Annotated in this window: 26 protein-coding genes; 18 read left to right on the top strand and 8 right to left on the bottom strand. The window is 67.5% G+C overall.

The features are described 5' to 3' along the window. Positions 1-49 precede the first annotated feature (49 nt). Positions 50-607 (bottom strand): hypothetical protein, encoded by a 558-nt coding sequence (locus tag AL3_RS02870; protein WP_066296340.1) that lies wholly within the window; start codon positions 605-607, stop codon positions 50-52. Positions 608-838: 231 nt separating this feature from the next. On the opposite strand from AL3_RS02870, the gene paaA reads away from it, so the two are divergent. The 11 genes from paaA to AL3_RS02815 all read left to right on the top strand — a co-directional run bounded on the left by paaA (position 839) and on the right by AL3_RS02815 (position 9,387). Beyond that, a complete protein-coding gene (gene paaA, locus AL3_RS02865; RefSeq protein ID WP_066296339.1) occupies positions 839-1,834 on the top strand; it encodes a 1,2-phenylacetyl-CoA epoxidase subunit PaaA in 996 nt (331 codons plus the stop codon). 2 nt (positions 1,835-1,836) lie between these two features. Then, positions 1,837-2,199: a 1,2-phenylacetyl-CoA epoxidase subunit PaaB gene (paaB, locus tag AL3_RS02860; protein ID WP_066296336.1), complete on the top strand. Its 363-nt coding sequence runs from the start codon at positions 1,837-1,839 to the stop codon at positions 2,197-2,199. Next, positions 2,175-3,014: a 1,2-phenylacetyl-CoA epoxidase subunit PaaC gene (gene paaC, locus AL3_RS02855; RefSeq protein WP_066296333.1), complete on the top strand. Its 840-nt coding sequence runs from the start codon at positions 2,175-2,177 to the stop codon at positions 3,012-3,014. The genes paaB and paaC overlap by 25 nt, the downstream gene beginning before the upstream one ends. Positions 3,015-3,097: 83 nt before the next feature. Next, positions 3,098-3,616 carry a 1,2-phenylacetyl-CoA epoxidase subunit PaaD gene (gene paaD / locus AL3_RS02850; RefSeq protein WP_066297044.1) on the top strand — a complete coding sequence of 173 codons (519 nt, stop codon included), beginning with the start codon at positions 3,098-3,100 and terminating at the stop codon, positions 3,614-3,616. A 2-nt stretch (positions 3,617-3,618) separates the two neighbouring features. Beyond that, positions 3,619-4,782, top strand: a complete 1,164-nt coding sequence (paaE, locus tag AL3_RS02845; protein ID WP_066296330.1) for a 1,2-phenylacetyl-CoA epoxidase subunit PaaE — start codon at positions 3,619-3,621, stop codon at positions 4,780-4,782. 45 nt (positions 4,783-4,827) lie between these two features. Further along, entirely contained in the window at positions 4,828-5,595 is a 768-nt protein-coding gene (locus AL3_RS02840) for an enoyl-CoA hydratase/isomerase family protein (protein ID WP_066297040.1), read from the top strand. 152 nt (positions 5,596-5,747) lie between these two features. Then, positions 5,748-6,365, top strand: a complete 618-nt coding sequence (locus tag AL3_RS02835; RefSeq protein ID WP_066296324.1) for a hypothetical protein — start codon at positions 5,748-5,750, stop codon at positions 6,363-6,365. Between the two features lie 59 nt (positions 6,366-6,424). Next, positions 6,425-7,054, top strand: coding sequence for a copper resistance CopC family protein (locus tag AL3_RS02830; RefSeq protein WP_066296322.1), 630 nt, complete (start codon positions 6,425-6,427; stop codon positions 7,052-7,054). Between the two features lie 139 nt (positions 7,055-7,193). Then, the gene (locus tag AL3_RS02825; protein WP_066296320.1) at positions 7,194-7,775 is read left to right on the top strand and encodes a copper chaperone PCu(A)C; all 582 of its coding nucleotides are present in this window, start codon (positions 7,194-7,196) and stop codon (positions 7,773-7,775) included. After that, complete coding sequence (locus AL3_RS02820) at positions 7,775-9,031, top strand: Dyp-type peroxidase (protein ID WP_066296318.1); 1,257 nt, start codon at positions 7,775-7,777, stop codon at positions 9,029-9,031. Before AL3_RS02825 ends, AL3_RS02820 begins: the two co-directional genes overlap by 1 nt. 92 nt (positions 9,032-9,123) lie before the next feature. Next, positions 9,124-9,387 (top strand): DUF6480 family protein, encoded by a 264-nt coding sequence (locus AL3_RS02815; RefSeq protein WP_066296316.1) that lies wholly within the window; start codon positions 9,124-9,126, stop codon positions 9,385-9,387. Between the two features lie 24 nt (positions 9,388-9,411). Here AL3_RS02815 and AL3_RS02810 read toward each other — a convergent pair whose 3' ends face one another. After that, positions 9,412-9,864: an Lrp/AsnC family transcriptional regulator gene (locus AL3_RS02810; RefSeq protein ID WP_066296314.1), complete on the bottom strand. Its 453-nt coding sequence runs from the start codon at positions 9,862-9,864 to the stop codon at positions 9,412-9,414. A gap of 250 nt (positions 9,865-10,114) precedes the next feature. On the opposite strand from AL3_RS02810, the gene pdhA reads away from it, so the two are divergent. The 5 genes from pdhA to AL3_RS02785 are packed head-to-tail and all read left to right on the top strand — an operon-like array spanning position 10,115 to position 15,964. Beyond that, positions 10,115-11,263, top strand: a complete 1,149-nt coding sequence (gene pdhA, locus AL3_RS02805) for a pyruvate dehydrogenase (acetyl-transferring) E1 component subunit alpha (RefSeq protein ID WP_083521380.1) — start codon at positions 10,115-10,117, stop codon at positions 11,261-11,263. 17 nt (positions 11,264-11,280) lie between these two features. After that, a complete protein-coding gene (locus tag AL3_RS02800) occupies positions 11,281-12,348 on the top strand; it encodes an alpha-ketoacid dehydrogenase subunit beta (protein ID WP_066296311.1) in 1,068 nt (355 codons plus the stop codon). Continuing rightward, positions 12,345-13,814 (top strand): dihydrolipoamide acetyltransferase family protein, encoded by a 1,470-nt coding sequence (locus tag AL3_RS02795; protein WP_066296307.1) that lies wholly within the window; start codon positions 12,345-12,347, stop codon positions 13,812-13,814. Before AL3_RS02800 ends, AL3_RS02795 begins: the two co-directional genes overlap by 4 nt. Before the next feature lie 51 nt (positions 13,815-13,865). Beyond that, positions 13,866-14,717, top strand: coding sequence for an MBL fold metallo-hydrolase (locus AL3_RS02790; RefSeq protein WP_066296305.1), 852 nt, complete (start codon positions 13,866-13,868; stop codon positions 14,715-14,717). Beyond that, positions 14,702-15,964, top strand: a complete 1,263-nt coding sequence (locus tag AL3_RS02785; protein WP_066297035.1) for an MFS transporter — start codon at positions 14,702-14,704, stop codon at positions 15,962-15,964. Before AL3_RS02790 ends, AL3_RS02785 begins: the two co-directional genes overlap by 16 nt. Here AL3_RS02785 and AL3_RS02780 read toward each other — a convergent pair. Beyond that, a complete protein-coding gene (locus AL3_RS02780; RefSeq protein WP_066296300.1) occupies positions 15,939-16,838 on the bottom strand; it encodes a phosphatase PAP2 family protein in 900 nt (299 codons plus the stop codon). The genes AL3_RS02785 and AL3_RS02780 overlap by 26 nt on opposite strands. A 172-nt stretch (positions 16,839-17,010) precedes the next feature. On the opposite strand from AL3_RS02780, the gene AL3_RS02775 reads away from it, so the two are divergent. Both AL3_RS02775 and menD read left to right on the top strand, forming a co-directional pair. Continuing rightward, entirely contained in the window at positions 17,011-18,021 is a 1,011-nt protein-coding gene (locus AL3_RS02775; protein ID WP_066296294.1) for an o-succinylbenzoate synthase, read from the top strand. A gap of 88 nt (positions 18,022-18,109) precedes the next feature. Next, complete coding sequence (menD, locus tag AL3_RS02770) at positions 18,110-19,840, top strand: 2-succinyl-5-enolpyruvyl-6-hydroxy-3-cyclohexene-1-carboxylic-acid synthase (protein ID WP_083521379.1); 1,731 nt, start codon at positions 18,110-18,112, stop codon at positions 19,838-19,840. Positions 19,841-19,934: 94 nt separating this feature from the next. Here menD and AL3_RS02765 read toward each other — a convergent pair whose 3' ends face one another. From AL3_RS02765 to AL3_RS02745, 5 genes are all read right to left on the bottom strand, one after another. Then, a complete protein-coding gene (locus tag AL3_RS02765) occupies positions 19,935-20,696 on the bottom strand; it encodes an amino acid ABC transporter ATP-binding protein (RefSeq protein ID WP_066296292.1) in 762 nt (253 codons plus the stop codon). A 6-nt stretch (positions 20,697-20,702) separates the two neighbouring features. Then, the gene (locus AL3_RS02760) at positions 20,703-21,488 is read right to left on the bottom strand and encodes an amino acid ABC transporter permease (protein ID WP_151723887.1); all 786 of its coding nucleotides are present in this window, start codon (positions 21,486-21,488) and stop codon (positions 20,703-20,705) included. 72 nt (positions 21,489-21,560) lie between these two features. Continuing rightward, positions 21,561-22,346 (bottom strand): basic amino acid ABC transporter substrate-binding protein, encoded by a 786-nt coding sequence (locus tag AL3_RS02755; RefSeq protein ID WP_066296288.1) that lies wholly within the window; start codon positions 22,344-22,346, stop codon positions 21,561-21,563. A 184-nt stretch (positions 22,347-22,530) separates the two neighbouring features. Continuing rightward, complete coding sequence (locus AL3_RS02750) at positions 22,531-23,316, bottom strand: basic amino acid ABC transporter substrate-binding protein (RefSeq protein WP_066296285.1); 786 nt, start codon at positions 23,314-23,316, stop codon at positions 22,531-22,533. Positions 23,317-23,432: 116 nt separating this feature from the next. After that, a complete protein-coding gene (locus AL3_RS02745) occupies positions 23,433-24,752 on the bottom strand; it encodes an isochorismate synthase (RefSeq protein WP_066296282.1) in 1,320 nt (439 codons plus the stop codon). Positions 24,753-24,879 lie beyond the last annotated feature (127 nt).

The raw sequence follows: 24,879 nt of genomic DNA, 5'->3' as shown, positions 1-24,879 counted from the left end.
CTGCCCGCAGCGGAAGGCGGACCGGGGCGGTTATGCCGCAGGCGAAGGCTTAGCGGCCGAGCAGGAACCAGCCGCTGAACATTCCCGCTGCAGCGAAGAACACCCAGTTCACGGCAACCATCACCAGAGTGTGCGTGAAGGGCCTGGAGTCGGATTCCGGTGCCGGTCCAATGACGGGTTCCGGAGCGGGACCATGGCGGAACTGGGACCACAGCGAGGTTGCCAGCAGCAGGCCGCCTCCGGCCAGCGCCACCGGCACCGCCTGGACCGTCAGCAGGACTGACCGGCCGACGGTCGCGAACAGCAGCAGGTGGAAAACAGTAACGGCGGCCAGGACGCCCAAGGGCTTCTGCCACTGTCCTGCCAGAAGGACCGGAACATAGTAGGGCGCAGCTCCCGCGGCCAGCAGCAGGGTGGCAACGACGGCGGATCCTGTGACGGTAATGCCCAGGACCCCGTTGGTGGAAGCCACCGCGGCGGCAACAGCGCAGAATCCCAGCAGCCCCAGCAGGGCAGGAACCAGCAGATGGGCCGTCAGGGCAGGAGCGGCACGCTCCTTGAGGCGGGCCTTGAGCCTGGTGCGCTCCGACTGTCCGCTGTACGCCATGGTGCTCCTCGCGCCTCTATTGGTGACCTTCCTAAGGTAGCGGTTGCCGGGGGCATCCATGGACGCGGCTGCCGCTGGCGCCTTTCCGGCTGCGGGTTCCGGCAGGGCGGGTGTGCCGTCTTGACGTGCCGCCGCTCACACGCATATCCTGAACGAACGGTCGGTAATTATTGGCCGGGGTACTTCCGCGGTCCGGACCGCGGCCACGTGGAAAACAATGAGGTGACTTATATGGCTACGCAGACCGACGCACAGCGCGACCTGCACGCCGTCCCGGCCTACAGTGCCGAGGATCAGGCCGGGCAGGCTGCGTTCGACGCGATCATCGCTGAGGATTCACGGATTGAACCGCGGGACTGGATGCCGGAGGGCTACCGGAAAACCCTGGTCCGCCAGATCTCCCAGCACGCGCACTCCGAGATTGTCGGAATGCAGCCCGAAGCCAACTGGATTACCCGGGCCCCCTCGCTCAAGCGCAAGGCCATCCTCATGGCCAAGGTGCAGGACGAAGCCGGACACGGACTCTACCTGTATTCCGCTGCAGAGACCCTGGGCACCCCGCGCGAGAAGATGACCGAAGACCTGATTGCGGGCAAGGCGCGCTACTCCAGCATCTTCAATTACCCGACCCGCAGCTGGGCTGACATGGGTGCCATCGGCTGGCTGGTTGACGGCGCTGCCATCTGCAACCAGGTGCCGCTGTGCCGTGCCTCCTACGGGCCCTACGGCCGGGCCATGGTGCGGGTCTGCAAGGAAGAGTCCTTCCACCAGCGGCAGGGTTTCGAAATCCTGCTCGAACTGGCCAACGGCACCGAGGCGCAGAAGCAGATGGCCCAGGATGCCATCAACCGCTGGTACGCGCCGTCGCTGATGATGTTCGGCCCGCCGGATGACAACTCGCCGAACTCGCAGCAGTCCATGAACTGGAACATCAAGCGCTTCTCCAATGATGAGCTGCGCCAGCGCTTTGTCGGCATGATCGTTGAGCAGGTCAAGGTCCTGGGCCTGACCCTCCCCGATGACCAGATCCGGTTCAACGATGAAACCGGCAAATGGGAATACGGGCCCCTGGACTGGCACGAATTCAAAGAGGTCCTCGCGGGCCGCGGACCGTGCAACGCCCAGCGCCTGGCACGGCGCCGCGAAGCACACGAGAACGGCGCCTGGGTGCGCGAAGCAGCGGCGGCCTACGCCGCAAAACAGGCACGAAAGACTGAGGTGGCATAAGCATGGTTTCCGGTTCCACAACGGGTGACGACGGCGCCAAGCCGGTAGGCACGGATTCTTCCGCACAGCCCGGAACAGGCGTTAACGCGGCCTGGCCGCTCTGGGAAGTTTTTGTCCGCTCCTCCCGCGGACTTTCCCATGTCCACGCCGGTTCGCTGCACGCACCGGACGCCGACATGGCCGTCCGCAACGCCCGTGACCTCTACACCCGGCGCAACGAAGGCGTTTCGCTCTGGGTTGTCCCCGCTGAAGCGATCATCTCCAGCGATCCGGATGCCAAGGGCCAGTTCTTTGAATCCCCCCAGGGCAAGGACTACCGGCACGCCACGTACTACCGTAAATCGGAAGGGGTGAAGCACCTGTGAGCACGGACAGCGCCACCCGCATCACCCCGGGAAACGCCCTCCGCCCGGAGGACATCGCCGCATCGGAGGCCAAGGCACCCGTTGACACTGCCGAATACGCGCTCCGCCTGGGCGATGACTCCCTGGTCCTGGCCCAGCGCCTGGGCTGGTGGATTTCCCGCGCCCCCGAGCTGGAAGAGGACATTGCCCTCTCCAACATCGCTCTGGACCTGATCGGCCATGCCCGGTCCTTCCTGACCTACGCGGGCACCGCATGGGGCAAGTCCGAAGATGATCTGGCCTATTGGCGCGGTGAGGGGGAGTACCGTTCGGCCCACCTCGTGGAGCAGGAAAACGGCGACTTCGCCAGGACCATCGCGCGGCAGCTGGTGGTTTCGTTCTACCAGTTCGAGCTTTACACGGCGCTGCTCGCCTCCAAGGATGAGACGCTCGCCGCCATCGCTGCCAAGGCAGTCAAGGAAGTGGACTACCACCGGGATCACAGCGCCCAGTGGATCCTCCGCCTGGGCCTGGGCACCGAAGAGTCCCGGACCCGCATGATCCGCGCCCTGGAACTGGTCTGGCCGTACGTCGGCGAACTGTTTGAAGACGATGACCTGGTCCGCTCCCTGGACGGAACCGCCGTCCTGCCCTCCAGCCTGCGGGACGCCTTCGATGCGAAGATCGGCGCAGTGCTGGCCGAGGCAGAGCTCCAGGTCCCCGAGGTCCAGCCCGCTCCCGGCGGCGGGCGCCAGGGACTGCACAGCGAATACCTCGGCCCCCTTCTGGCAGAAATGCAGGTCCTGGCCCGCGAACATCCCGGCGCTTCCTGGTAGCAGCCATGAACGAGACAGACACGGCCAGGAACGCGGCAGGGGCACCTGCCGGACACGCAGCGGGCCGCGCCAAGGATTCCGGCATGGACCCGGATTCCAGCACGGCGCTCCGCCCGGCGGATCCGGCAGCCGCTGCCGCCTGGGATATCGCTGCCACGGTCTGCGACCCGGAAATCCCCGTCCTCACCATCGAGGATCTAGGGGTGCTGCGGGCCGTGGAACTGATGAATGGCAACCAGGTCCGGGTGGTCATTACGCCCACCTATTCCGGCTGCCCGGCCATGGACGCCATCCGGGAAGACGTCACGGCCGCGCTCACGGCTGAGGGCTACGCCGGCGTCCAGGTGGACCTGGTGCTCGCCCCGGCATGGACCACCGACTGGATGAGCGAGTCCGGCAAGACCAAGCTCAATGCCTACGGCATCGCCCCGCCCACCGGGCGCGCGGCCGCGGGGCCGGTCCGGCTGGGACTCAGCGTCAAATGCCCGCAGTGCTCCTCCCTCAATACCCGTGAAATGACCCGCTTTGGCTCCACCTCCTGCAAGGCGCTGTACGTCTGCAGCGACTGCCGGGAACCCTTCGACTACTTCAAGGTGCTCTAACTATGACAACCTCCACCACCGAGGCCGCCGGGGCGGCCCCGGCCTCCCGCCGCACGGCCTTCCACCCGCTGACGGTCAGCGAAGTCCGCCGGCTCACGGAAGACGCCATCGAAGTGACGTTCGCCGTCCCCGCGGACCTGGCCGGGTCCTTCGATTACCTGCCCGGCCAGTACGTCGCCCTGCGCACCACCCTGGAGGGGCAGGACATCCGCCGCAGCTACTCCATCTGCGCCGAGCCGACGCCGGGCGAGATCCGGGTGGCCATCAAACGCGATCTGGGCGGCCGGTTCTCCACCTGGGCCAATGAGTCGCTCAAGGCAGGCGATGTCCTGGACGTCATGAGCCCCACCGGCGGGTTCATTTCCAAGCACCCGATGAACGCCCTGAACCACCCCGAAGACATCGACGTCACCGAAGAGAACGTGTTCGTCGCCGTCGCCGCGGGCTCCGGCATCACCCCGGTCATCTCCATCGCCCGCACCGTGCTCGCGGCGTCGGAGAATGTCCGCTTCGACCTGGTGTACGCGAACAAGGCCGCCATGGACGTGATGTTCCTGGAGGAACTCGCTGATCTGAAGGACAAATACCCCGCACGCTTCGCCCTGCACCACGTGCTCTCCCGTGAGCAGCGCATTTCCCCCCTGCTCTCCGGCCGGATCGACGCCGAGAAACTCAGCGCCCTGATCGAGTCGGTCCTCCCGACCCGCGACGTGGACGAGTGGTTCCTGTGCGGTCCCTTTGAACTCGTGCAGATGTGCCGGGACACCCTGGCCGACCGCGGCGTGGAAGCCGAAAAGGTGCGCTTTGAACTCTTCACCACCGGCCAGCCCGGCCGGCCCGAAGGCCAGATCGGCCGCCCGGTGAAGGTGGACCCCTCCGCAGACAACTTCGAAATCAGCTTCCGGCTGGACGGCCTGCAGGGCAAGGTCGCCAGCCCCACGCATGCCCGCGAGTCCATCCTCAACGCCGCTCTCCGGGTACGCCCGGACGTCCCCTTCGCCTGCGCCGGCGGCGTCTGCGGCACCTGCCGCGCCAAGGTCGTGTCCGGCACCGTGGAGATGGAAGAGAACTACGCGCTGGAACCGGACGAGATTGAAAAGGGCTACATCCTCACCTGCCAGAGCCGTCCCACCAGTCCCGAAGTCACCGTCGACTACGACGCCTAGGAGCCCAGGAACATGAGCGAGCAGACCCCCGCACCCACCAGCTCCATGGTGGACCTGAGCATCAGCGACGGCATCGCTGAAGTAGTGCTGAACGCCCCCAGGAAGCTCAATTCCCTGGACGAACAGGCACTGGCTGATCTCTCCAAGGCCTACGACGACGCCGCGGCCGCAGGGGTGCGGGCGCTGCTGCTGCGCGGTGAAGGCCGGGCGTTCTGCGCCGGACGCGACATCTCCGCCGTCGACCCGTCCAACGACGACGCCTACGGCTATCTGGGGGACCTCGTCACTCCGCTGCTGAAGAAAATGGCTGCCTTCCCGGCACCCACCTTCGCGGCAGCCCAGGGCGCCTGCCTCGGCGTCGGACTGGGCCTGCTGGTAGCCACCGACGTGGTCTATGTGGCGGACAACGCGAAAATCGGGTCGCCGTTTGCCAACCTCGGCGCGACCCTGGATTCGGGCGGACACTGGCTCTTCACGGAGCGCCTCGGCGCCCACCGCACCCTGGACCTGATCTACACCGCTGACCTTATGAGCGGTGCCGAGGCTGTGGCCGCCGGACTGTTCAGCCGCGTGTTCCCCGCTGATGACCTGCTGGAAGCCACCCGTGCCACGGTGGCCCGCGTCGCCACCGGCGCCACCGAAGCATTCCGCGCGTCGAAGGAGCTGGTCGCCCAGATCCGCGACCAGCGGCTGGGACTGTGGGAATCCGTGGAGGACGAGAACAAGGCCCAAGGCGTGCTCTGCGGCACCGAGGACTATGCGGAAGGCTTCGCCGCCTTCGTGGAAAAGCGGAAGCCGCACTTCAAAGGCTGACCCAAGCCGGGCCGGTCGAAAGGAGCGGCAAGCCGCCCGGAATGGTCCGGCCGCCATCCGGTGCCGTTCCATTCGACAGCACCGCCGATCTCCGGGAGAATGACAGGGCCGGAGGACCACCCTGCCCGGCAACCGGTGCCCGAGGAGGACCAATGACAGTGCGTGCCGCACGTTTGGTGCGTGGCTGGGCCGCAGCGTTTGCGGCCACGGCTGTCGCAGCGGCGTCGCATGTGCTGGGCGGCGGGGCAGCCCCGGAACCCGCTATTGTCCTGTTCTCCCTGGCGATGTCCGGAATGGCCGGCTGCCTGCTTGCGGGACGCTCACTGTCACTGCTCCGCCTCTCCGCGGCCGTGGTCTTCAGCCAGGGACTGTTCCACCTGCTCTTTAGCCTTGGATCCGCGCCTGCAACGGTTGGAACGCAGGCCGGCCACGCCGGCCATGCCGGCTTCCTCGGAGCGGTGGCCGAACGTTCCCTGGCAGCTGAGCCGGTCCAGGCTGCCGCCGCTGCGGGATTCATCATGTGGTCCAGCCACGCCCTGGCGGCAGCTGCCACCGTTTGGCTGCTGGCGTGCGGTGAGAAAACCGCCCGGAGACTGATCGAAGCCCTGGGGCTGCGGCCCGGAGCCCTGCTTCCGCTGTTCCAGCCGGAGCACCTTGCCCGCCCGGTTGCCCAGGTGCTTGCCTACCGTCCCCGGAACCTGCGCAATCTGGGCATACCCCTGCTGACTTTCCGCCACCGTGGTCCCCCGGCTGCTTTCGTGTCCGCCTAAGCGCTGAGAGCGCATCCACACGAAACCCCAGTTCCCGCACCGCGGAACGGAAAGCAGTAATGACTACCTCTCTCTTCCAGCACGCCCGCGCGCGTGCCGTCCTTCTTGCCGCCGCCCTGCTCGGCGCCCTTGCCCTGTTCCTGGTGGCCGCCCCGCCGGCCCTGGCCCACGATGAACTCGTCTCCTCCACCCCGGTGGACGGCGCTGTGCTGGCTGAAGCGCCCACCGAAATTGAGCTGGTATTCAGCGCCGAACTGATGGACCTGGGCAACCAGGTGGTCCTCGCTGATGCCTCCGGCACCAACCTGATCGAGTCCGAACCGGTCCTGAACCGGGAAACCCTGGTCCAGCCTCTCCCGGCTCTGGAGGACGGCGAGTACCAGGTCACCTGGCGCGCGGTCTCCAGTGACGGCCACCCGATCACCGGTGCCTTCAGCTTCACCGTGGGCGCGCCCGTCTCCAGCGCAGCCGCGACAGACCCGGCAGCAGCCGGGACAGCCACTCCCACGGCCACGGAATCCGCTCCGCAGGAATCTGCCACAGCTCTCGCCCCCGGTGAGACCTCCAGCTCCGTGACCTTCGGCCCGCTGGGCTGGGTCCTGACCGCCCTGGGCGGTGCGCTCGTTGGGGTCATCATCTACGTCATTGTCGTGGCCGTGAACAAGCGCCGCCGCGGCGGAAACGCCTAGCCCACCCGTGAGGCGCCGGGCCTGACGGCCCAGCGCCTGCACCTCTTTGCGGCACCGGCGCGGTGCCGTCCTTTCGCGAACCCTTTGCCCGGCACCATGAGCGTGCCCGGGGCACCCCTATCTTTGGAGTACCTTTCCCATGAAAAAAATCACCCTCGCCGCAGCCGTCCTGGCCCTGTCTGCCGCCGGCCTCGCAGGCTGTGCCACGGACAGCCCCGCCCCCGGCGCATCCTCCTCCTCAGCGGCGGAGCAGGCACAACAGCTGACCCTGTCCGGAGCCTGGGCCAAAGCCGGTGACGCCGGCGGAATGACCGGTGTCTTCGGCACCCTGAAGAACGACGGCGCCGAGGATCTCACCGTTGTGGCCGCCAGCTCGCCGGCAGCCGCGGCCGTCGAACTGCACGAAACAGCCATGGGAGCTGACGGCGCCATGACCATGCAGCAAATCGAAGGCGGGTTCACCGTTCCGGCCGGCGGCGAATACCTGCTGGAACCCGGTGGCAGCCACCTGATGCTGATGGGACTGGAACATGGACTCCTCGCCGGAGATACCCTGCCGATCACCCTGGAACTGGCAGACGGCAGCACCCTTGAACTGGAGGCCGTCGCCAAGGACTTCGCCGGAGCGAATGAAAACTACGGGTCGGAGGACTCCGCAGGTGAAGGCCACGGGGACCACACCCACGGCGATGGTGAGTCCCACGGCACCGCGGAGCACTGATGAGCCCGGAAACAGCATCACCGCGTAAGCCGGGTGTTGGCCGCCGGCACCTGCTGTTCGGCGGAGCAGCGGCCGGTTTGGGGGCGGTCGCCGCCGCCGGGGCGCAGCTCGCGGCCGGTCGGGGCGGATCGGCAGGCCCGGAGCTGGTCCGGACCGGGCTGGACGAGGCTGGAGCGAATGGCGGGCAGGCCGTCCCGTTCTTCGGTGAGCATCAGGCAGGCATCGAAACCCCGCCGCAGGCCCACGCGTCCTTCGTGGCGCTGGACCTGCGCGGGGGCGTGGGCAGGGACCGGATCCGGTCCCTGCTCCGGCTGCTGAGCGACGACGCCGCCGCCCTCACCCAGGGGCAGGCCGCCCTGGCGGACACGGAAGCTGAACTGGCTCTGCTGCCGGCTCGGCTCACTGTGACGTTCGGATTCGGGCCCCGCCTCGTGGCCGCCGTGGCCCCGCACCTGGCGCCGGCCTGGCTGGCACCGCTGCCGGCGTTCGGTATCGACGCACTGCAGGAGCGCTGGACCGGGGGGGACCTGCTGCTGCAGCTCTGCGCCGATGATCCGCTGACCCTGGCCCATGCCCAGCGCATGCTGCTCAAGGACAGCCGGAGCTTCGCCGTTGTGCGCTGGATCCAGTCCGGCTTCCGCCGCGCCTATGGCAGCGAACAGGCCGGCACCACGGCCCGGAACCTGTTTGGACAGGTGGACGGATCGGCGAATCCCGTACCTGGCACCGCAGAGTTCGACCGCGTGGTCTGGGGCGACAGCGACCTTCCGGCCTGGCTGGAAGGCGGTACGTCCGCCGTCGTGCGCCGGATCGCGATGAACCTGGACACCTGGGATGAACTCGACCGGCGTGGACGGGAGGAATCGGTGGGCCGCACGCTGGCCAACGGCGCGCCGCTGACCGGTTCCGCCGAACACGATGAACCGGACTTCGAAGCCGTCACCGCCCTGGGGTTCACCGTGATTCCGGACTACGCACACATGCGCCGTGCCCGCCCGGATAACCCGCGTCAGCGGATTCTGCGGCGTTCGTACAATTACGACGCCGCGCCGGAACCCGGGGGAGCCGTTTCGGATGCCGGCCAGGTCTTTGTCTCCTACCAGGCTGACGTCACGGCCCAGTTCCTGCCCATCCAGGAGCGCCTGGACAAGCTGGATCTGCTCAACGAGTGGACGACGCCGATTGGTTCGGCGGTGTTCGCTGTCCCGCCGGGTGCGCGGGAGGGCGGTTTCGTGGGGGAGAGCCTCTTCGAATAGGAGATTGCTCCCGCAGCGTGGCCCCGCTAGGTTGGATTTATCAGCATGCTGATCGATTTCCGTCCCCTGGCGGGGCCCGGCGAAAGGCGACGATGACACAGAGCTACGATCCGAACAACGATCCGGCGAATCCGGACAAGCCCAAGGACGCGGAGGCAGCTGCGGCGCAGAAGGGTCCGGGGACCAAGGAGGGCACCGGCAACCACGCCGGCAGCAGCGAGAAGGGCAGCCGGGCCAACCCTGATCCGGCCGAAGGAAACGTCACCGGGCTGGAACCCGGCGGCGGCGTGCCTCCGGGGGAGACTCCGCCCGCTGAAAACCAGATGAGCATGGACCAGGGGCACGACGAAGACTAGTTTCCCAGCACCGCGGCCCCCGGTTCAGCGGATATCGAGGTCTTCGAAGACCAGGAACGTCTGGGTGTCCAGGACTCCGGGCATGGACTGCAGGTGGTCGAAAATGACCTGCCGCAGGTGCAGGTTATCCTCCGCCCGGACCAGCAGGATCACGTCGAAGGAGCCGCCCACCAGGGCAACGTGGTGCACCTCGGGAATCTTGCGCAGTGCCTCTTTCAACTCACGCCAGGAATGCTGCCGGACCTTGAGCGTGACGTAGGCGCTGGACCGCAGCCCGGCCTTCACCGGATCCACCACTGCCGTGAAACGGGTCAGAACGCCGGAACTGGTCAGCTTGGAAATCCGCGAATAGGCATGGGCGCGCGAGATGTGGACGGCTTCGGCCACAGCACTGACGGAGGCGCGCCCGTCGCGGGTCAGCTCGTCCAGGATGGACTTGTCGATCTCATCCAAAGCCGCGGCCTGGGTCTCCGCCATTGTGTCTACATCCTTCAAAGTAATCCAGCTCACTTTTGCAACTTGTCCACCACAGTACGGTTTTCTGGGCGATAAATCTAGGATTTCCGGCATGGCTGGATGCGAATCGCGAGCTTATCCATACTGGGCTTACAGAAATTCCATCCGTGTGGCTGGGCTTGAGTGAGCAAATTGCCGCTATCAAATTGCTGATATGCAGTGAGCCGCTGGGAGGCCTGTCCGCATCCGCCGTAAGCCGACGGAGGCTTCCATGACTATTCCCACCGGCCACACACACCCCGGATCCGCTCAGAATCAGCGTCCGGAGAGCAACGAGGACCGCACCGACACCATGCTGCCCTCCGCCTCTCCGGTCCAGCTGATCGATGCCGCCGGCAGCCACCGGCACAACGACAAGTACCCGCTTCCCGACGGCGAGAGCCTCCGCGCCGCCTACCAGGGCCTGGTTGCCGGCCGGAGGATCAACGACCAGGCCAACGCCCTGGTCCGCCAGGGCCGCCTGGCGGTCTACCCGTCCTCGCACGGCCAGGAAGCCTGCCAGATCGCAGCTGCAGCCGTCCTGGGAGATGGCGACTGGATGTTCCCCACCTACCGCGACACAGTCGCCGTCGTTCACCGCGGCGTTGATCCGCTGCAGGTGCTGACCCTGCTCAAGGGCGACTGGCACTCCGGCTACGACCCGTATGAGCATCACGTCGCGCCGCAGGCCACCCCGCTGGCCACCCAGCTGCTGCACGCCGTCGGCGTGGCCCACGCCGCGAAGCTGCGCGGGGAGAACACCGTGGTCCTGGCCATGTGCGGCGACGGCGCCACCAGCGAAGGCGACTTCCACGAGGCCCTGAACTTCGCGGCAGTGTTCCACGTTCCCGTGGTGTTCTTCGTCCAGAACAACGAGTACGCGATCTCCGTCCCGCTGAAAAACCAGAGCGTGGCCCCGTCCCTGGCGCATAAGGCCATCGGCTACGGGATGCCCGGCGAGCGGGTGGACGGCAACGACGCCGCCGCCCTCCTGGCCGTCCTGGGTGCCGCCGTCGAGCGGGCCCGCGAAGGCGGGGGCCCGGCCCTGGTGGAAGCGCATACCTACCGTATGCAGGCACACACCAACGCCGACGACGCCACCCGGTACCGCTCCGAAGCCGACGTCAACGAGTGGGTGCCGAAGGACCCGTTGAAGCGGCTGCGCACCTACCTGCGCGATCTGGGGCTGCTCGACGACGCCGCCGAGGAAGCCATGGCCGCGGACGCCGAGGTGGTTGCTTCCCGCATCCGCGACGGCCTGAACACCGACACGGTTCCCGAGCCGATGGACCTGTTCACCTACGTATATGAGCGCCGGACCCCGCAGCTGGCCGAGCAGGCCGCCCTGCTGCAGGACGAACTCTCCCGGACCCAGGCCTAAGAGGAACACGAACCACCATGACAGTCACAGACCACGCACCGGCACCCGTATCCACGAAGGTGTCCCTGACTTTCGCCAAGGCCCTGAACACTGCCCTGGCCGATGAACTCGAAGCAGACCCGAACGTCGTTATCTTCGGCGAAGACGTTGGACCGCTCGGCGGCGTTTTCCGGATCACCGACGGCCTGACGGCCCGCTTTGGCGAGGACCGCTGCTTCGACACTCCGCTGGCTGAGTCCGGCATCATGGGCATGGCCGTCGGCATGGCGATGAACGGGATGCGCCCGGTCGTTGAGATGCAGTTCGACGCGTTCGCCTACCCCGCCTTCGAGCAGGTGGTCAGCCATGTGGCAAAGATGTCCAACCGCACCCGCGGCAAGGTCAAGCTGCCGCTGGTCATCCGCATCCCGTACGCCGGCGGCATCGGCGGAGTGGAGCACCACTGCGATTCCTCGGAGTCCTACTACGCGCACACCCCCGGCCTGACCGTACTGGCCCCGGCCACCGTCGCCGACGCCTACACCCTGCTGCGCGAAGCCATCCGCTACCCGGATCCCGTGGTCTTCCTGGAACCCAAGAAGCTGTACTGGACCAAGGAGGAAGTGGACCTGGCCGAGCTGCGGGCCGCCGTTGACGCGTCCCGCGATGCAGCCAGCGACACCCAGTCCGGAACCGGGATCGGTTCAGCCGCCGTCGCCCGGCAGGGAACGGACGCCACGCTGATCGCCTACGGGCCGTCAGTCTCCACCGCTCTGGCCGCTGCGGAGGCCGCCGCCGCGGAAGGCCGCAGCCTGGAAGTGATCGATCTGCGCAGCATCGTGCCGTTCGATGACGCAACGGTCTGCGCCTCCGTGCGCAGGACCGGCCGCGCCGTGGTCATTTCCGAAGCACCCGGTTTCGCGTCCGTGGCCTCCGAAGTGGTGGCCCGGGTTCAGGAACGCTGCTTCCACTCGCTCGCTGCTCCCGTGCTGCGGGTCACCGGATTCGATATTCCCTATCCGGCACCGAAACTGGAGCACTTCTTCCTGCCCGGAGTGGACCGGATCCTGGACACCGTTGACGAACTGCAGTGGGAGGACAAGTGAGCGTGCGTACCTTCCTGCTCCCTGACCTGGGCGAAGGCCTGACCGATGCCGAGCTGGTGAACTGGCTGGTCGCCGAGGGGGACACGATCGCCGTGGACCAGCCGGTGGCCGAGGTGGAAACCGCGAAATCCCTGGTGGAGGTTCCCTCGCCGTTTGCCGGCGTGGTGGAGACGCTGCACGGCGCTGCCGGTGAGAGCATCGACGTCGGCAAGCCGTTGATTTCCGTGCGTACGACGGCGGCTGACGGGCTCCCGGAGCCGGAGGCGCCCGCCGCCCCGGCAGCAGCCGGCGAACCCGACGTTGCCGGTGAAGCCTACCGGCAGGAGGAACGGGCCGGATCAGGCAACGTGCTGATCGGTTACGGAACCCCGGGCAACCATGGAGCCAACCGCCGCACCCGCCCGCCGCGCTCCGGCCGTGCCGGCGGATCAGCGCTTCCGCAGCCTGCGGCGCAGGCCGTTATTCCGGCGGCTGAAATTTCAGCTGCAGCTCCTGCTGCCACGGCAACACTTGAGGCTCCGCGCTGCATTTCGCCGCTGGTGCGGCGCCTGGCCCGTGAAGCGGGACTGCCGTTGACCACCCTAGCGGGCAGCGGTGCGGACGGACTGATCCTGCGCCGCGACGTCGAGCAGGCCATTGCCGGCACCCAGCCGCGCACACCCGCGCCGGCTGACGCACCGGTCCCGGTCCCGGCACCTGCTCTGACCCCGGCACCCGCTGCCGGCGGCGCCGCCTCCGGCCTGGACACGCGTTCGGGGCTGGGCATCATCAGCCGCACCCCGGTCAAGGGCCTGCGGCGCACTGTTGCCGCCAACCTCAGCGCCAGCCGCACCGAGATCCCGGAAGCGACCGTCTGGGTGGACGTGGATGCCACTGCGCTGCTGGAACTGCGCGCTGGCCTGAAGCGCCGGGACCCGGACAATACCCCGGGACTGATGGCGTTCCTGGCCCGGTTCGTCCTGGCCGGCCTGCGCCGGTTCCCGGAGCTGAATACCCGCTATGTCCGCAGCGGCAGTGCAGACGCGGAGCTGCTCGCGTTCGACGGCGTGAACCTCGGATTCGCTGCGCAGACCGAGCGGGGACTGATGGTTCCCTCGATCCGCCATGCGGAGGCACTGAGTGCCCGGGAGCTTGACGCGGAGATCCGCCGGCTCACCGCCGCGGCCAGGTCCGGGGCAGCCACCCCGGCCGAGCTCACCTCCGGAACGTTCACCCTGAACAACTACGGGGTCTTCGGCGTGGACGGCAGCGCGGCCATCATCAACTACCCGGAATCAGCGATCCTGGGCATTGGCCGCATCATCGACAAGCCCTGGGTCGTCGACGGGGAACTGGCCGTCCGCAAGCTGACCGAACTGACCCTGGTTTTCGACCACCGGGTCTGCGACGGCGGAACCGCGGGAGGTTTCCTGCGTTACGTCGCCGACGCAATAGAGAACCCGGGGAGCGTGCTGGCCGACCTGTGATGTCCGATACGCGGTAGGTTTGTTTCCGGACAGACCCGAAGGACGGACACCATGACGCAGGCAGGCCAGCAGATTCCGAACGACTGGCTGGAGGTTGCGCCGCGCATTTACGTGCGGACCAACCCCGGCTGGGGAATGAACACCGGGCTGGTCATCGGTGACGAACGTGCCCTGCTGATCGACACCGGCGCCGGCCCGGTCCAGGCCAAAACCCTCCTCGATGGTGTCCGGCAGCTCACCGATCTGCCGGTCAGCGCCGTCAACACCCACGCCCATTTCGACCACTATTTCGGCAACGCCTACCTGCTGGCCCACGGAGTGGAGGACATCTGGGCGACCAGCGACTGCGCCGCTGTCATCGCCGAAGAGGGCGAACAGCAGCGTGCCGCGGTAGCCGCCGTCGAACCGGCCATGGCCGCAGGCAGCGGCAGGCACACCGGCATTGCCGTGCCGAACCGGCTGGTCCACGGCACGCCCGCGGACCTGGACCTCGGCGGAATCTCCGTCACCCTGTTCCACCTGGGCCGCGGCCACACCAACCACGACCTTTTGGTGGGTGCCGGCGATGTTCTTTTCGCCGGCGACCTGGTGGAAGAGGGGGCCGATCCGAACTTCGGCGACTCCTTCCCGAAAGACTGGATCCGGACCCTGGGCAAAATCACCGCCCTGGAAGACCTCTACGCCACCGTGGTTCCCGGCCACGGCAAGCCGGTGACCATGGACTTCGTCAGCACGCAGATGAACAAGATGCGCACCGCCGTCGCGGTGACCCGCAGCGCCATGGACCAGGCTTCGACCGATGTGACCAAGGCCGTGCCGATCCTGCCCTACGGGCCGGAACAGTCACGGGCGCTGCTCACCCGGCTGCGGACCCTCGCCCGGTGGAAATGGCTGAAGCAATAGATACGTTCAGCCTGCGCGGCATTGCCGTCCCGGCCTTCGGGCCAACCGTTTTGTACGGGACCGCCATTGGGGCGATCCTGCCCGTCGTGGCCCTCACCGCCAGCGACCTGGGTGCCACCGTGGCCGTGGCTGCGCTCGTCGTCACCCTGACCGGCATCGGGTCGCTGGCGGCAAATGTTCCCGCCACGCTGATCACCACCCGGTTTGGGGAGAAGTGGGCGCTGGTCGGGGCCGCCGCCTGGTGCGCGGCCGCCATGGTCCTGGCCGCGGTGATCCCGGTGCTGTGGGTTTTCGCCGCCGCCGTTTTTATGGTCGGTATGGCCGGTGCCGTCTTCGGGCTGGCCCGGCAGAGCTATGTGACCGAAGCGGTGCCGCTGCATTACCGGGCCCGGGCGCTCTCCACGCTGGGCGGGTCCAACCGGATCGGCGTGTTCCTTGGCCCGTTCGCAGCCGCGGCGGCCATGCACTTTGCCGGCACGCCGGGGGCATACTGGGTGGGTGCAGCCGCGGCACTGGCCGCGGGACTGCTCAGCCTGACCGTGCCGGAACCCACTGCCGCCGGAGCTTCGCGGCCGGGCCGGCGGCGGCGGAACGAACACCGCGCGCAAGCCGTGGAGGCAGTTGCTCCGCCCACCATCAGGTCCGTCCTGAAGAGCCATGCGCGGATTTTCCGCACGGTCGGAATCGGTGTGCTGCTGATTGCCGCCGTCCGGGCCACCCGGCAGGCCGTGATCCCGCTCTGGGCGCAGCACCTGGGGATCGATCCCACCCAGACAGCGCTCATCTATGGCATCTCCGCGGGCATCGACATGCTGATTTTCTATCCGGCCGGGCGGGTCATGGACCTGCGCGGCAGGCGCGCCGTCGCGGTGCCCTGCATGCTTCTGATGGCTTTGGGGCTGGCGCTGCTGCCGTTGACCTCCAGCCCGCTTGGCCTGCTGGCTGCGGCCCTGCTCATCGGCTTCGGCAACGGCATCGGCTCCGGAATCGTGATGACGCTCGGCGCGGATTTTTCCCCGCAGCCCGGACGCCCGCAGTTCCTTGGGATCTGGCGGCTGCTCTCCGACATCGGCACCCTCGGCGGCCCCGGCCTGCTCGCCGGGGTCACCGCCGTGCTGTCGCTCTCAGCGGGGATTGGTGCCACGGCGGTGCTGGGACTCGCGGGGGCACTGGTGCTGTGGCGCTGGGTGCCCAAGGGCCGGCCTCCGCTGGGCGCGGCGCCTACCGGTCGCCCGCCTGCTGGCTGAACAGCAGCGAGCCCAGCGCGGCCAGGCTGTAGCCGACTCCCACAATCAGGGCGAGGCCGGACCAGAAGTAGAGCGGACTGCCATCCACTGCCGAAATGCCGGCTCCCCAGCGCGCGTAGGCATAAACGGCTGCGGCGGCGGTCAGGGCCAGGGCACCGACGACGATGCACAGCCCGGTCCAGAACCGTCCGGAGACCGCCCGGCCGCCGGCAGGCCAGGTGTTCCAGTCCGGGTTGGTCCGCAGCATCACCAGACCGCCGAGGAGCGTGAAGGTGGCGACCACAAAGAACGCAGCGACGACGTCGGCCGGGCGGTGCCACAGATTGAAGAAGGTCGCGGATCCAGCGAGCACTGCGTACGTGCCGCCCAGGGCAGCGGCAGCGGGCCGCCAGCGCGGGGAGGAGACCAGGAAGTTGGCGGCCATGGCGGAGGCCGCCAGGGTGGTGTGCCCGGAAGGCAGCGAGTTGAAATCCAGGGTAATGACGCCGCGGTCCGGACGGTCCAGCAGCAGGTTCTTCAGCAGCTGGGTCGCCAGGTTGGCAACGACCATGGCAGCCACGGCGATGATGGCGGGGGAGAGGCGTTTCCGGGCGATCGTGACGGCCACAATGACGGCCAGGGCGATGAACACCGAGAGCAGCGGCAGGTTGTCCAGGACCGTGAGCGCGGGGACATGGGTGGCCGGCGCCACAACTTCTGCTTCGCGCCACGCCGATTCATCCGCCAGCTGTCCGGTGGTGGTGCGCACAAACCCGAAATAGGTCAGGGCAGCGCCTGCCGCAGCCAGCAGCGCGGCGAAGAGGAACAGGGCAGGGTTATGCCCGGCCCGGCGGCGGGCCGGCGTCCGTTTGCTCAGGAGATTGCGCGTATCCATTCCCTCCAGCGTGCCACAGGTCCATGACGGTTTCCTGTGCGCCGGGCTCCGCACCGCACAGGTGCTCCTCAAAAAGTCCGGCAGCCGCCGGCGAAGCTGCGGAAAGCACTCTTTCCGGATGCCGTGGGGCCTCGCAGCCGTCCAGCGGAATCTCCGCGGGTAGGCTGGCTGGGTGGATTCGAATACCCTTCCCAGCCTTCGTACCCTCCGCGGCCAGGCCCACGTCGTCTCACTCCCCATGCGGGTGAAGTTCCGCGGGATCCTGCACCGCGAGGCACTGCTGCTGCGCGGTCCGGCGGGCTGGGGGGAGTTCGCGCCGTTTCCCGAGTACGACGACGCCGAGGCTGCCCCCTGGCTGGCTGCGGCCGTGGAAGCGGCCTGGCACGGCTACCCTGCCCCGCTCCGGCACTCGGTGCCCGTCAACGGGACCGTGCCCGCCGTTCCGGTGGAGCAGGTGGAAGGTGTCCTGGCCCGGTTCGGCGCGGTGAGCGCCGTGAAGGTGAAAGTGGCCGAACGCGGCCAGTCCGTGGCGGAAGACCTGGCCCGGGTCGCCGAGGTCCGCCGGCTGCTGCCGGATGCCGGGATCCGGGTGGACGCCAATGGCGGCTGGGACGTGCCCACCGCCGTCGGGGCCCTGGAATCCCTGGCCGAAGCCGGGCTGGAGTACGCCGAGCAGCCGGTGCCGGAGATCGCCGGACTGCGCGAAGTGCGGCTGGAACTGCAGCGCCGCGGAATTCCGGTGCTGATCGCCGCCGATGAAAGTGTGCGCAAGGAAACCGATCCGCTGCGGGTGGCACGCGAAGACGCCGCAGACCTGATTGTGGTCAAGGTGGCGCCGCTGGGCGGGGTCCGCCGGGCCCTGGAGATCGTGGCGGCTGCCGGGCTTCCCGCCGTCGTCAGTTCCGCCCTGGACACCTCGGTGGGGATCCGCGCCGGAGTGGCGCTGGCAGCCTCCCTGCCCCGGCTGCCTTATGCCTGCGGGCTGGGAACACTGTCGCTGATGGCGGGGGATGTCACGGAGGATCCGCTGCTGCCCGACGGCGGCGGGCTGGCGGTGCGGGACGTGCCGGTGTCCGAAGAGCTGCTGGAGCGGTTTGCTGCCTCCCCGGAACGCCGGCAGTGGTGGCTGGACAGGCTGGACCGGGTCCATGGCCGGCTGGAGCCCGCCGGCCAGCCGGATTAACAGCCCGGCGGTTGCGGATTGGCACTCGGGCAGAGCCGGCGGCAGCCGCGGAAGGCACCGTCCCGGAACCGAACCCTAGGATGGAGGGGTGACCGGATCTTCGAAGTCTCCCCGCCAGTTTTCCTCCGCCAGCGCACCCGAAGCGAAAGCGGCGGGCAGCCTTAGCTCGCTGCAGGCCGCGCGTTCGGCTGTATCAGCCCTCGCCGCGGCCGGCGTCCGGGACGTGGTGCTGGCCCCCGGATCACGCAGCGCCCCGCTGGCTTACGCCCTCGCGGAGGCGCAGGTGCAGGGACTGGTCCAGGTTCATGTCCGTATCGACGAGCGGGTCGCCGGTTTCACTGCGCTCGGTCTTTCCCGCGGCGGGCAGCGGCCCGCCGCGGTGGTCACAACCTCCGGCACCGCCGTGGGGGAGCTGCTTCCGGCCGTCATGGAAGCCCATCACGCCGGTATCCCGCTGGTTGTCCTTTCCGCGGACCGGCCCTCCGAGCTCCACGGCAGCGGCGCCAACCAGACCACCATGCAGCACGGCATCTTCGGCAGGTTCCCGGCCGCCCACGCCTCGGTGGAGGCCGGGGAGGATCCCGCGGGGGCCATCTCCGAGGCCTTCGGCCGGGCCGGCGGGACGTCGCCCGCAGGACCTGTCCACATCAACCTGCACTTCCGCGACCCGCTGGTCCCCACCGCAGCTGACGCCCTGGCTCCGGCCGCGGCCGCCGGCAGCCGGATGCTGTTTCCCGAACCGGCCGAACGGGAACCCGGAACCCTGGCGGAGCTGGCCGGAGCGCACCACACCGTGGTGGTTGCCGGCGACGGCGCCGGGGAAGTGGCTGCCATGTTCGCCCAGCGCGCCGGCCTGCCGCTGTTCGCGGAACCCTCCTCGAATGCCCGGTTCGGCCCCAACGCCATTCCCGCCTACCGGCTGCTGCTCGGGGAGCTTGGCGGGCAGATTGAACGCGTGGTGGTCTTTGGCCGTCCCACCCTGTCCCGGCCGGTAGCTGCCCTCCTGGCCCGGCCTGAGGTCAGGAAAGCGCTCTATGTGCCCCGGCCGGTGAACTGGTTTGAGCCGGGCAAACGGCCGGAAACCGTCATCTCGGATCTGGGTGCGCTGCTCGCCTTCGCCGGCAGTGGAGCGCCGGGCTGGCTGGACTCCTGGCAGCGGGCGTCCGAGGTGGCCGAAGCCGCCATCGCGTCACTGCTTGCGTCCGAGGCCGGGCTCAGCGGGCTGCACGTGGCCGGCCTGGTTTGGGCTGCCTCCGACGGCAACCTGGTGCTGGGGCCCTCCAACACGATCCGCGACGTGGACCTGGTGGCCTCCACCCACTGGCACCCGCTGGACGTGTACGCGAACCGCGGCCTGGCCGGGATCGACGGCACCATCTCCACGGCAGCCGGTATTGCGCTCGCCCAGGGGATCCCCACCCGCCTGCTGCTGGGCGACCTGACTTTCCTGCACGACGCCGGCGGGCTGCTGCTGGGCGACGGCGAGACGGAACCGGACCTGCAGTTGGTGGTGCTCAACGACTCCGGCGGCGGAATCTTCAGCCTGCTCGAGCACGGGGAACTGGGCGAACGCGAGGAGTACCGCGGCGTCGTCGAACGTTTCTTCGGCACACCGCACCGGGCGGATATCGCCGGACTGGCTGCCGGCTACGGGGTGCCCCACCAATTCACCCGGACAGCAGAGGAGCTTTCGGCTGCGCTCGACGCGCCGATCCGCGGCCGCTCGGTGATCGAAGTGCCGGTTCAGCGCACCGGACTGCGCGCCCTGCACCGGCGTGTGCAGGCGGCCGTGAAGGAGTCCTTGGCGGGGGAGGTTTAGCGCGAAGGCGTGGTTTTGGGATTCTGCTGCCGGTTTGGGACTTCGCTCCGCCGCGGAACGGCAGCGGTTTCCCAAACCGGCAGCAGCAGGGTCCTTAAAGGACCTTGGAGAGGAAGGAGCGGGTGCGCTCGTGCTGGGGGTTGCCCAGGACCTCCACGGGATCGCCCTGCTCCACCACCACGCCGCCGTCCATAAAGACCACCCGGTCGCCGACCTCGCGGGCAAAACCCATCTCATGGGTAACAACCATCATGGTCATGCCCTCTTCCGCCAGCTGGCGCATTACTTCGAGGACGTCGCCCACCAGCTCGGGGTCGAGGGCGCTGGTGGGTTCGTCGAAGAGCATCATGTCCGGATCCATGGACAGGGCGCGGGCGATCGCCACCCGCTGCTGCTGGCCGCCGGAGAGCTGCGCGGGGAACGCCTTCGCGCGGTCCGCCAGGCCCACCTTGGCCAGGTTCTTCATGGCGGTCTCTTCGGCCTCGGCCTTGCCGCGTTTCTTGGCCCGGCGCTGGGCCAGGGTCAGGTTCTGCAGCACGTTCAAGTGCGGGAAGAGGTTGAACTGCTGGAAGACCATGCCGATGCGGGTACGGACGGCGTCCAGGTCTGTCTCCGGGTCGGTGATGTCCACACCTTCGACCCGGATGAGGCCGCTGGTTGGTTCCTCCAGCCGGTTCACGCAGCGCAGCAGAGTGGACTTTCCGCTGCCGGACGGGCCGATGACGCAGACAACTTCGCCTTGGTTTACGTGGAAATCGATGCCCTTGAGGACCTCGTTGTCGCCGAAGGACTTGTGCAGCTTCCGGACTTCAATGGCCGGCTGGCCTGCGGCTGGGGTAGGTACTGCAGTGCTCACGCTGGATTACCGGCCTCTCTGGTTGTGGCGTTCGAGTTTGGCGACCAGCTGTGTCAGCGGCAGGGTAATGATCAGGTACATCACCGCAGCCAGGACCAGCGGCGTGGAGTTGGCGGACTGTGACACGGAGTCCCGGGCAAAGGTGGTGAGCTCCCGGTCCTGCATGGCCATACCGGCAATGAACAGCAGCGAGGTGTCCTTGATCAGGATGACCAGTTCGTTGGTCAGCGGGGGTGTGATGATGCGGAATGCCTGGGGCAGGGTCACCGAGACCATGGTCCAGGCAGGGCCCATGCCAAGGGAGCGGGCCGCTTCGGTCTGGCCGGGCGGAACAGCCTGGATACCGGCGCGGATGGTCTCGGCGATGTAGGCGCCGGACACCATGATGAGCGCGATCAGGCCAGCGCCGGCGTTACCGCCCGGCGGCCGCCAGCTGAAGGCGATCGGCACGGCAAAGGCCATCGCGAAGATGACCAGCAGCGCCGGCAGGCCACGGAAGATTTCGATGTAGACGGTGGCAGCCCAGCGGTACGGGCCCACGGGGGAGAGCTTCATCAGGGCCAGGATCAGGCCCAGGATCATTCCGCCGATGAAGGCGATCACCGTATAGATGATGGTGTTCTTGACGGCGACCGTGATGATGGTCGGGAAGGCCGCACGGGCCACCTCGGGGTCGAAGAAATTGACTCCGATCGCCTGCCAGTCCGCGAGCAGGACTACGGCAACAACAGCCAGGACAAAGACGGCGTACAGAATGCCCCGGGTGAGGCGTCTGCGGGTGGACGGTTTCAAGTATGGGCCTTCCGCGGAAGTGATGGCGCCGTCCCGGGCGGGGTGTGCCCGGGACGGCAGGGTCAGTCGTTGTTATTCGGTGAAGTACTTGTCATAGATTTCCTGGTACTTGCCGTTTTCCCTCAGCGCATCGAGCTGTTCGTTGATGGCGGTAACGAGTGCCTCGCTGCCCTGCTTCTTCATGGCGAAACCATAGGACTCGTCCGTTTCGAACTTCGCGGCGATGGTGAATGCACCCTCCTGGGTGTGGCCCAGGTTCACGGGAAGATCCTGGAGCACCGCATCGACCCGGCCGGACTGCAGGGCCGGGAACAGCTCGGCGTCACTGGGGTAGGAAATGATCTCGGCATCCGGCGCGTTCTCACGGGCATAAGCTTCGCCCGTGGTGCCCTGCTGGACGCCGACGTTCTTCCCGGCCAGGTCCTCGATGGACGAAATGTCCGAGCCCTCGGGCACCAGGATGGACTGCAGCGAGTCATAGTAAGGATCGGAGAAAGCCAGGTTCTTCTGCCGTTCCTCGGTGATGGTCATGGCGCTGGCACCGACGTCGCACTGGCCGGCCGCGAGAACGGTGCCGCCCTGCAGCCCATCGAAACCGACATCCTGGATGGACGTTTCCAGGCCCATGCCGGAGGCGATTTCCTTGATGAGGTCCATATCGAAGCCCACGTACTCGCCGTTCTCCTCGTACTCGAAGGGCGGGTACGGGATATCGGAGCATATGGTGAGCGTTCCCTCGGACACGAGGTTCAGCCCGGAATCCGATGCGGAATCATCGCTGCCTCCGCCGCAGGCGGAGAGCACCAGCGCGGACAACGCCGCAGCGGCCAGGACGGAGGATCGAGCTTTGTACAGCATTGGTGACTACCTTCTCTTGGACGGAGCCGGGCGGGGACCCGGAAGTCCCTGACCGCATTGGCAAGCAGTCTAGATTGTACGCATGCTGTTTTTGCCCGAATGCCGTGCGCCACATGCTCCGGCGCGCCGCTGACGCCGCGGCTCCGGCTGGTCCGGACCCGCGGCGTCAGCGGCGCGGTAGTTCCTACTCGCTGAAGTAGCGGTCGTAGATTTCCTGGTACTTGCCATTCGCGCGGAGCTCGGCCAGTTCGGCGTTGACAGCCGCAACCAGCTCCTCGCTGCCCTGCTTCTTCATGGCGAAACCGTAGGCCTCGTCGGTCTCATAAGTGGCAACTATGTCGAACTTGCCGCCGTCGGTGTGGTCCAGGTTGACGGGCAGGTCCTGCAGCACGGCGTCGATGTTTCCGGCCTGCAGGGCCGGGAACAGCTCGGCGTCGGACTGGAAGGAGACGACTTCGGCGCCCTGGGCGTTATCCCGGGCGTAAATCTCGCCGGTGGTGCCCTGCTGGACACCGACTTTCTTGCCGTCGAGGTCTTCCAGAGCCGCCACGGAGGAACCCGAGGGAACCAGCAGCGATTGCAGGGAGTCGTAGTACGGGTCGGAGAAGGCGAGCTTGTCTTCGCGCTCCGGGGTAATGGTCACTGCGGCGGCGATGAGGTCGCACTGGCCGGCGGCCAGGACGGTACCGCTCTGCAGGCCGTCAAAGCCCACGTTCTGGAGCGCCCAGTCCAGGCCCATCCCGGTAGCGATCTCACGGGAGAGATCCATATCGAAGCCGGCGTATTCGCCGTTGTCATCGATGTACTCGAAGGGCTGGAAAGGAAGGTTTGAGCAAACCGTCAGGGTGCCTGCGTCAACCAGGCCAAGTCCGGAATCGTCGGCCGAATCCGAACCTGAGCTGCAGGCCGAGAGGCTGAGGGCGCCGATGGCCAGGATGGCGGCAACGGCCTTGCGTGATTTGTGGTGCATGGAGTTAGAACCTTAAATCGTTGCGGAGCTGTGGCTCCGGTGGGGGAAGGGCGGGGCGCCCGCGGCGGCGCTCCGACTACCTAGATTGTACCGTCGCGTTGCAGTGCCCCGCAGTTTCAGGAAGCCTGGCCCGAGAGCACGCGGGTCCGGTCCAGTCCGAGCGCCTCAAGCATCGGCCGGAACTTGCTCCACGTTTCTTCGAGCTCAGCAGCGGGGTTTGACCCCGAAACGATGCCGCACCCGGCATAGAGACGCACCGCTGTGGGCTCTTCAATGACGGCTCCGCGCAGCGCAATGCCCCACTCGCCGTTGCCGGCGGCGTCGAGCCATCCCACCGGTCCCGCATAGGGGCCGCGGTCCATGTGCTCCAGTTCGCTGATTAGTTCCCCGGCAACACTGGTGGGGAAACCGCAGACGGCGGCTGTGGGGTGTACTGCCTCGACCAGGTCCAGGGGAGTGGGCAGGGCGCCGTCCTCCGTGCGCAGGTCAGCCGTGACATCAGAGGCCAGGTGCCAGACGTTCGGGAGTTCCAGGACGAACGGTTCGCTGTGGCTGGTCATGGAGGAGGTGAACGGCTCCAGCTGGCGGGTCAGGGAATCAATGGCGATCGCGTGTTCGTGCTGCTGCTTTTGTGAGCCGGCCAGGACCCGCTTGGCATAGCCTGGATCATCCAGCGGTGCGGTGGCGCGGTCCAGGGTCCCGGCAAGGACCCGGGCACGGGCCTTGCCGTCTTCCACCTTGATCAGCATTTCCGGAGTGGAGCCAATCAGGCCGTCCACTGCGTAGGTCCAGCAGCTGTCATAACGCAGCGCCAGTTCCCGCAGTACCTGCGCCGTGGCAATGGGGGAGGAGAGGGAGGCGACGATGTCCCGGGCCAGCACAATCTTGCTCAGGTCCCCGGCGGCAATGTGGGCTACGGACCGGGCGACGGCGTTCTTCCACTCGGACTCGGAGAGGACTCCGGGCCGGATCCGGTCCCCTGCTTCGGGCAGCTGCTCACCTGAGATGTCGTCCAGGAAACCTGCCAGCGCCGTGTAGACACTTTCGCCGTCCAGGACGAGGTTCGGGTCGGCAGTGGTCTGGGTGACCCAGGCGGTCCCGCCGCGGGAGCCCACCACAATCTCCGGCACCACCAGACGGGACTGGAAGGGAGAGCGCTTGGAGAAAGCGAAGGAGCCGAAGGCGGTCAGCCCGGAGCCTGGTACGGCGACCTGGTCCTCAATCACGGCCTGTGCGGTTACATCTGCCCACCAGTTCCGGGCGGCAGCAAACCGGCCGGGGCCGGTGGAGGTGTAGCGAAGGGTTTCGCCAAAACCCACCAGGCCTTCGCCGCGGCGGATCCAGCAGAGCTGGTCGTCGCGGACCAGGTACTCCAGTAATCCGATGGCGGCTGACGGCACGCCCAAGGGAACGGTAAGGGAACGCAGGGTGGTCATAGTGCCTCCAACCCTACTCCGACTGCGGGTGCGGCCTGCATTCCGGGCACCAAGATGGCGCCCGGTCTCACACGGGTGTGTGATGAACGGTAAACGGGTAGTCCGCCGGTTCGGCGGCCTCACTATT

It is taken from the genome of Arthrobacter luteolus NBRC 107841, assembly GCF_001552075.1.
GTDB lineage: Bacteria > Actinomycetota > Actinomycetes > Actinomycetales > Micrococcaceae > Arthrobacter_B > Arthrobacter_B luteolus.
This window is presented reverse-complemented; position numbering and strand designations above follow the sequence as displayed.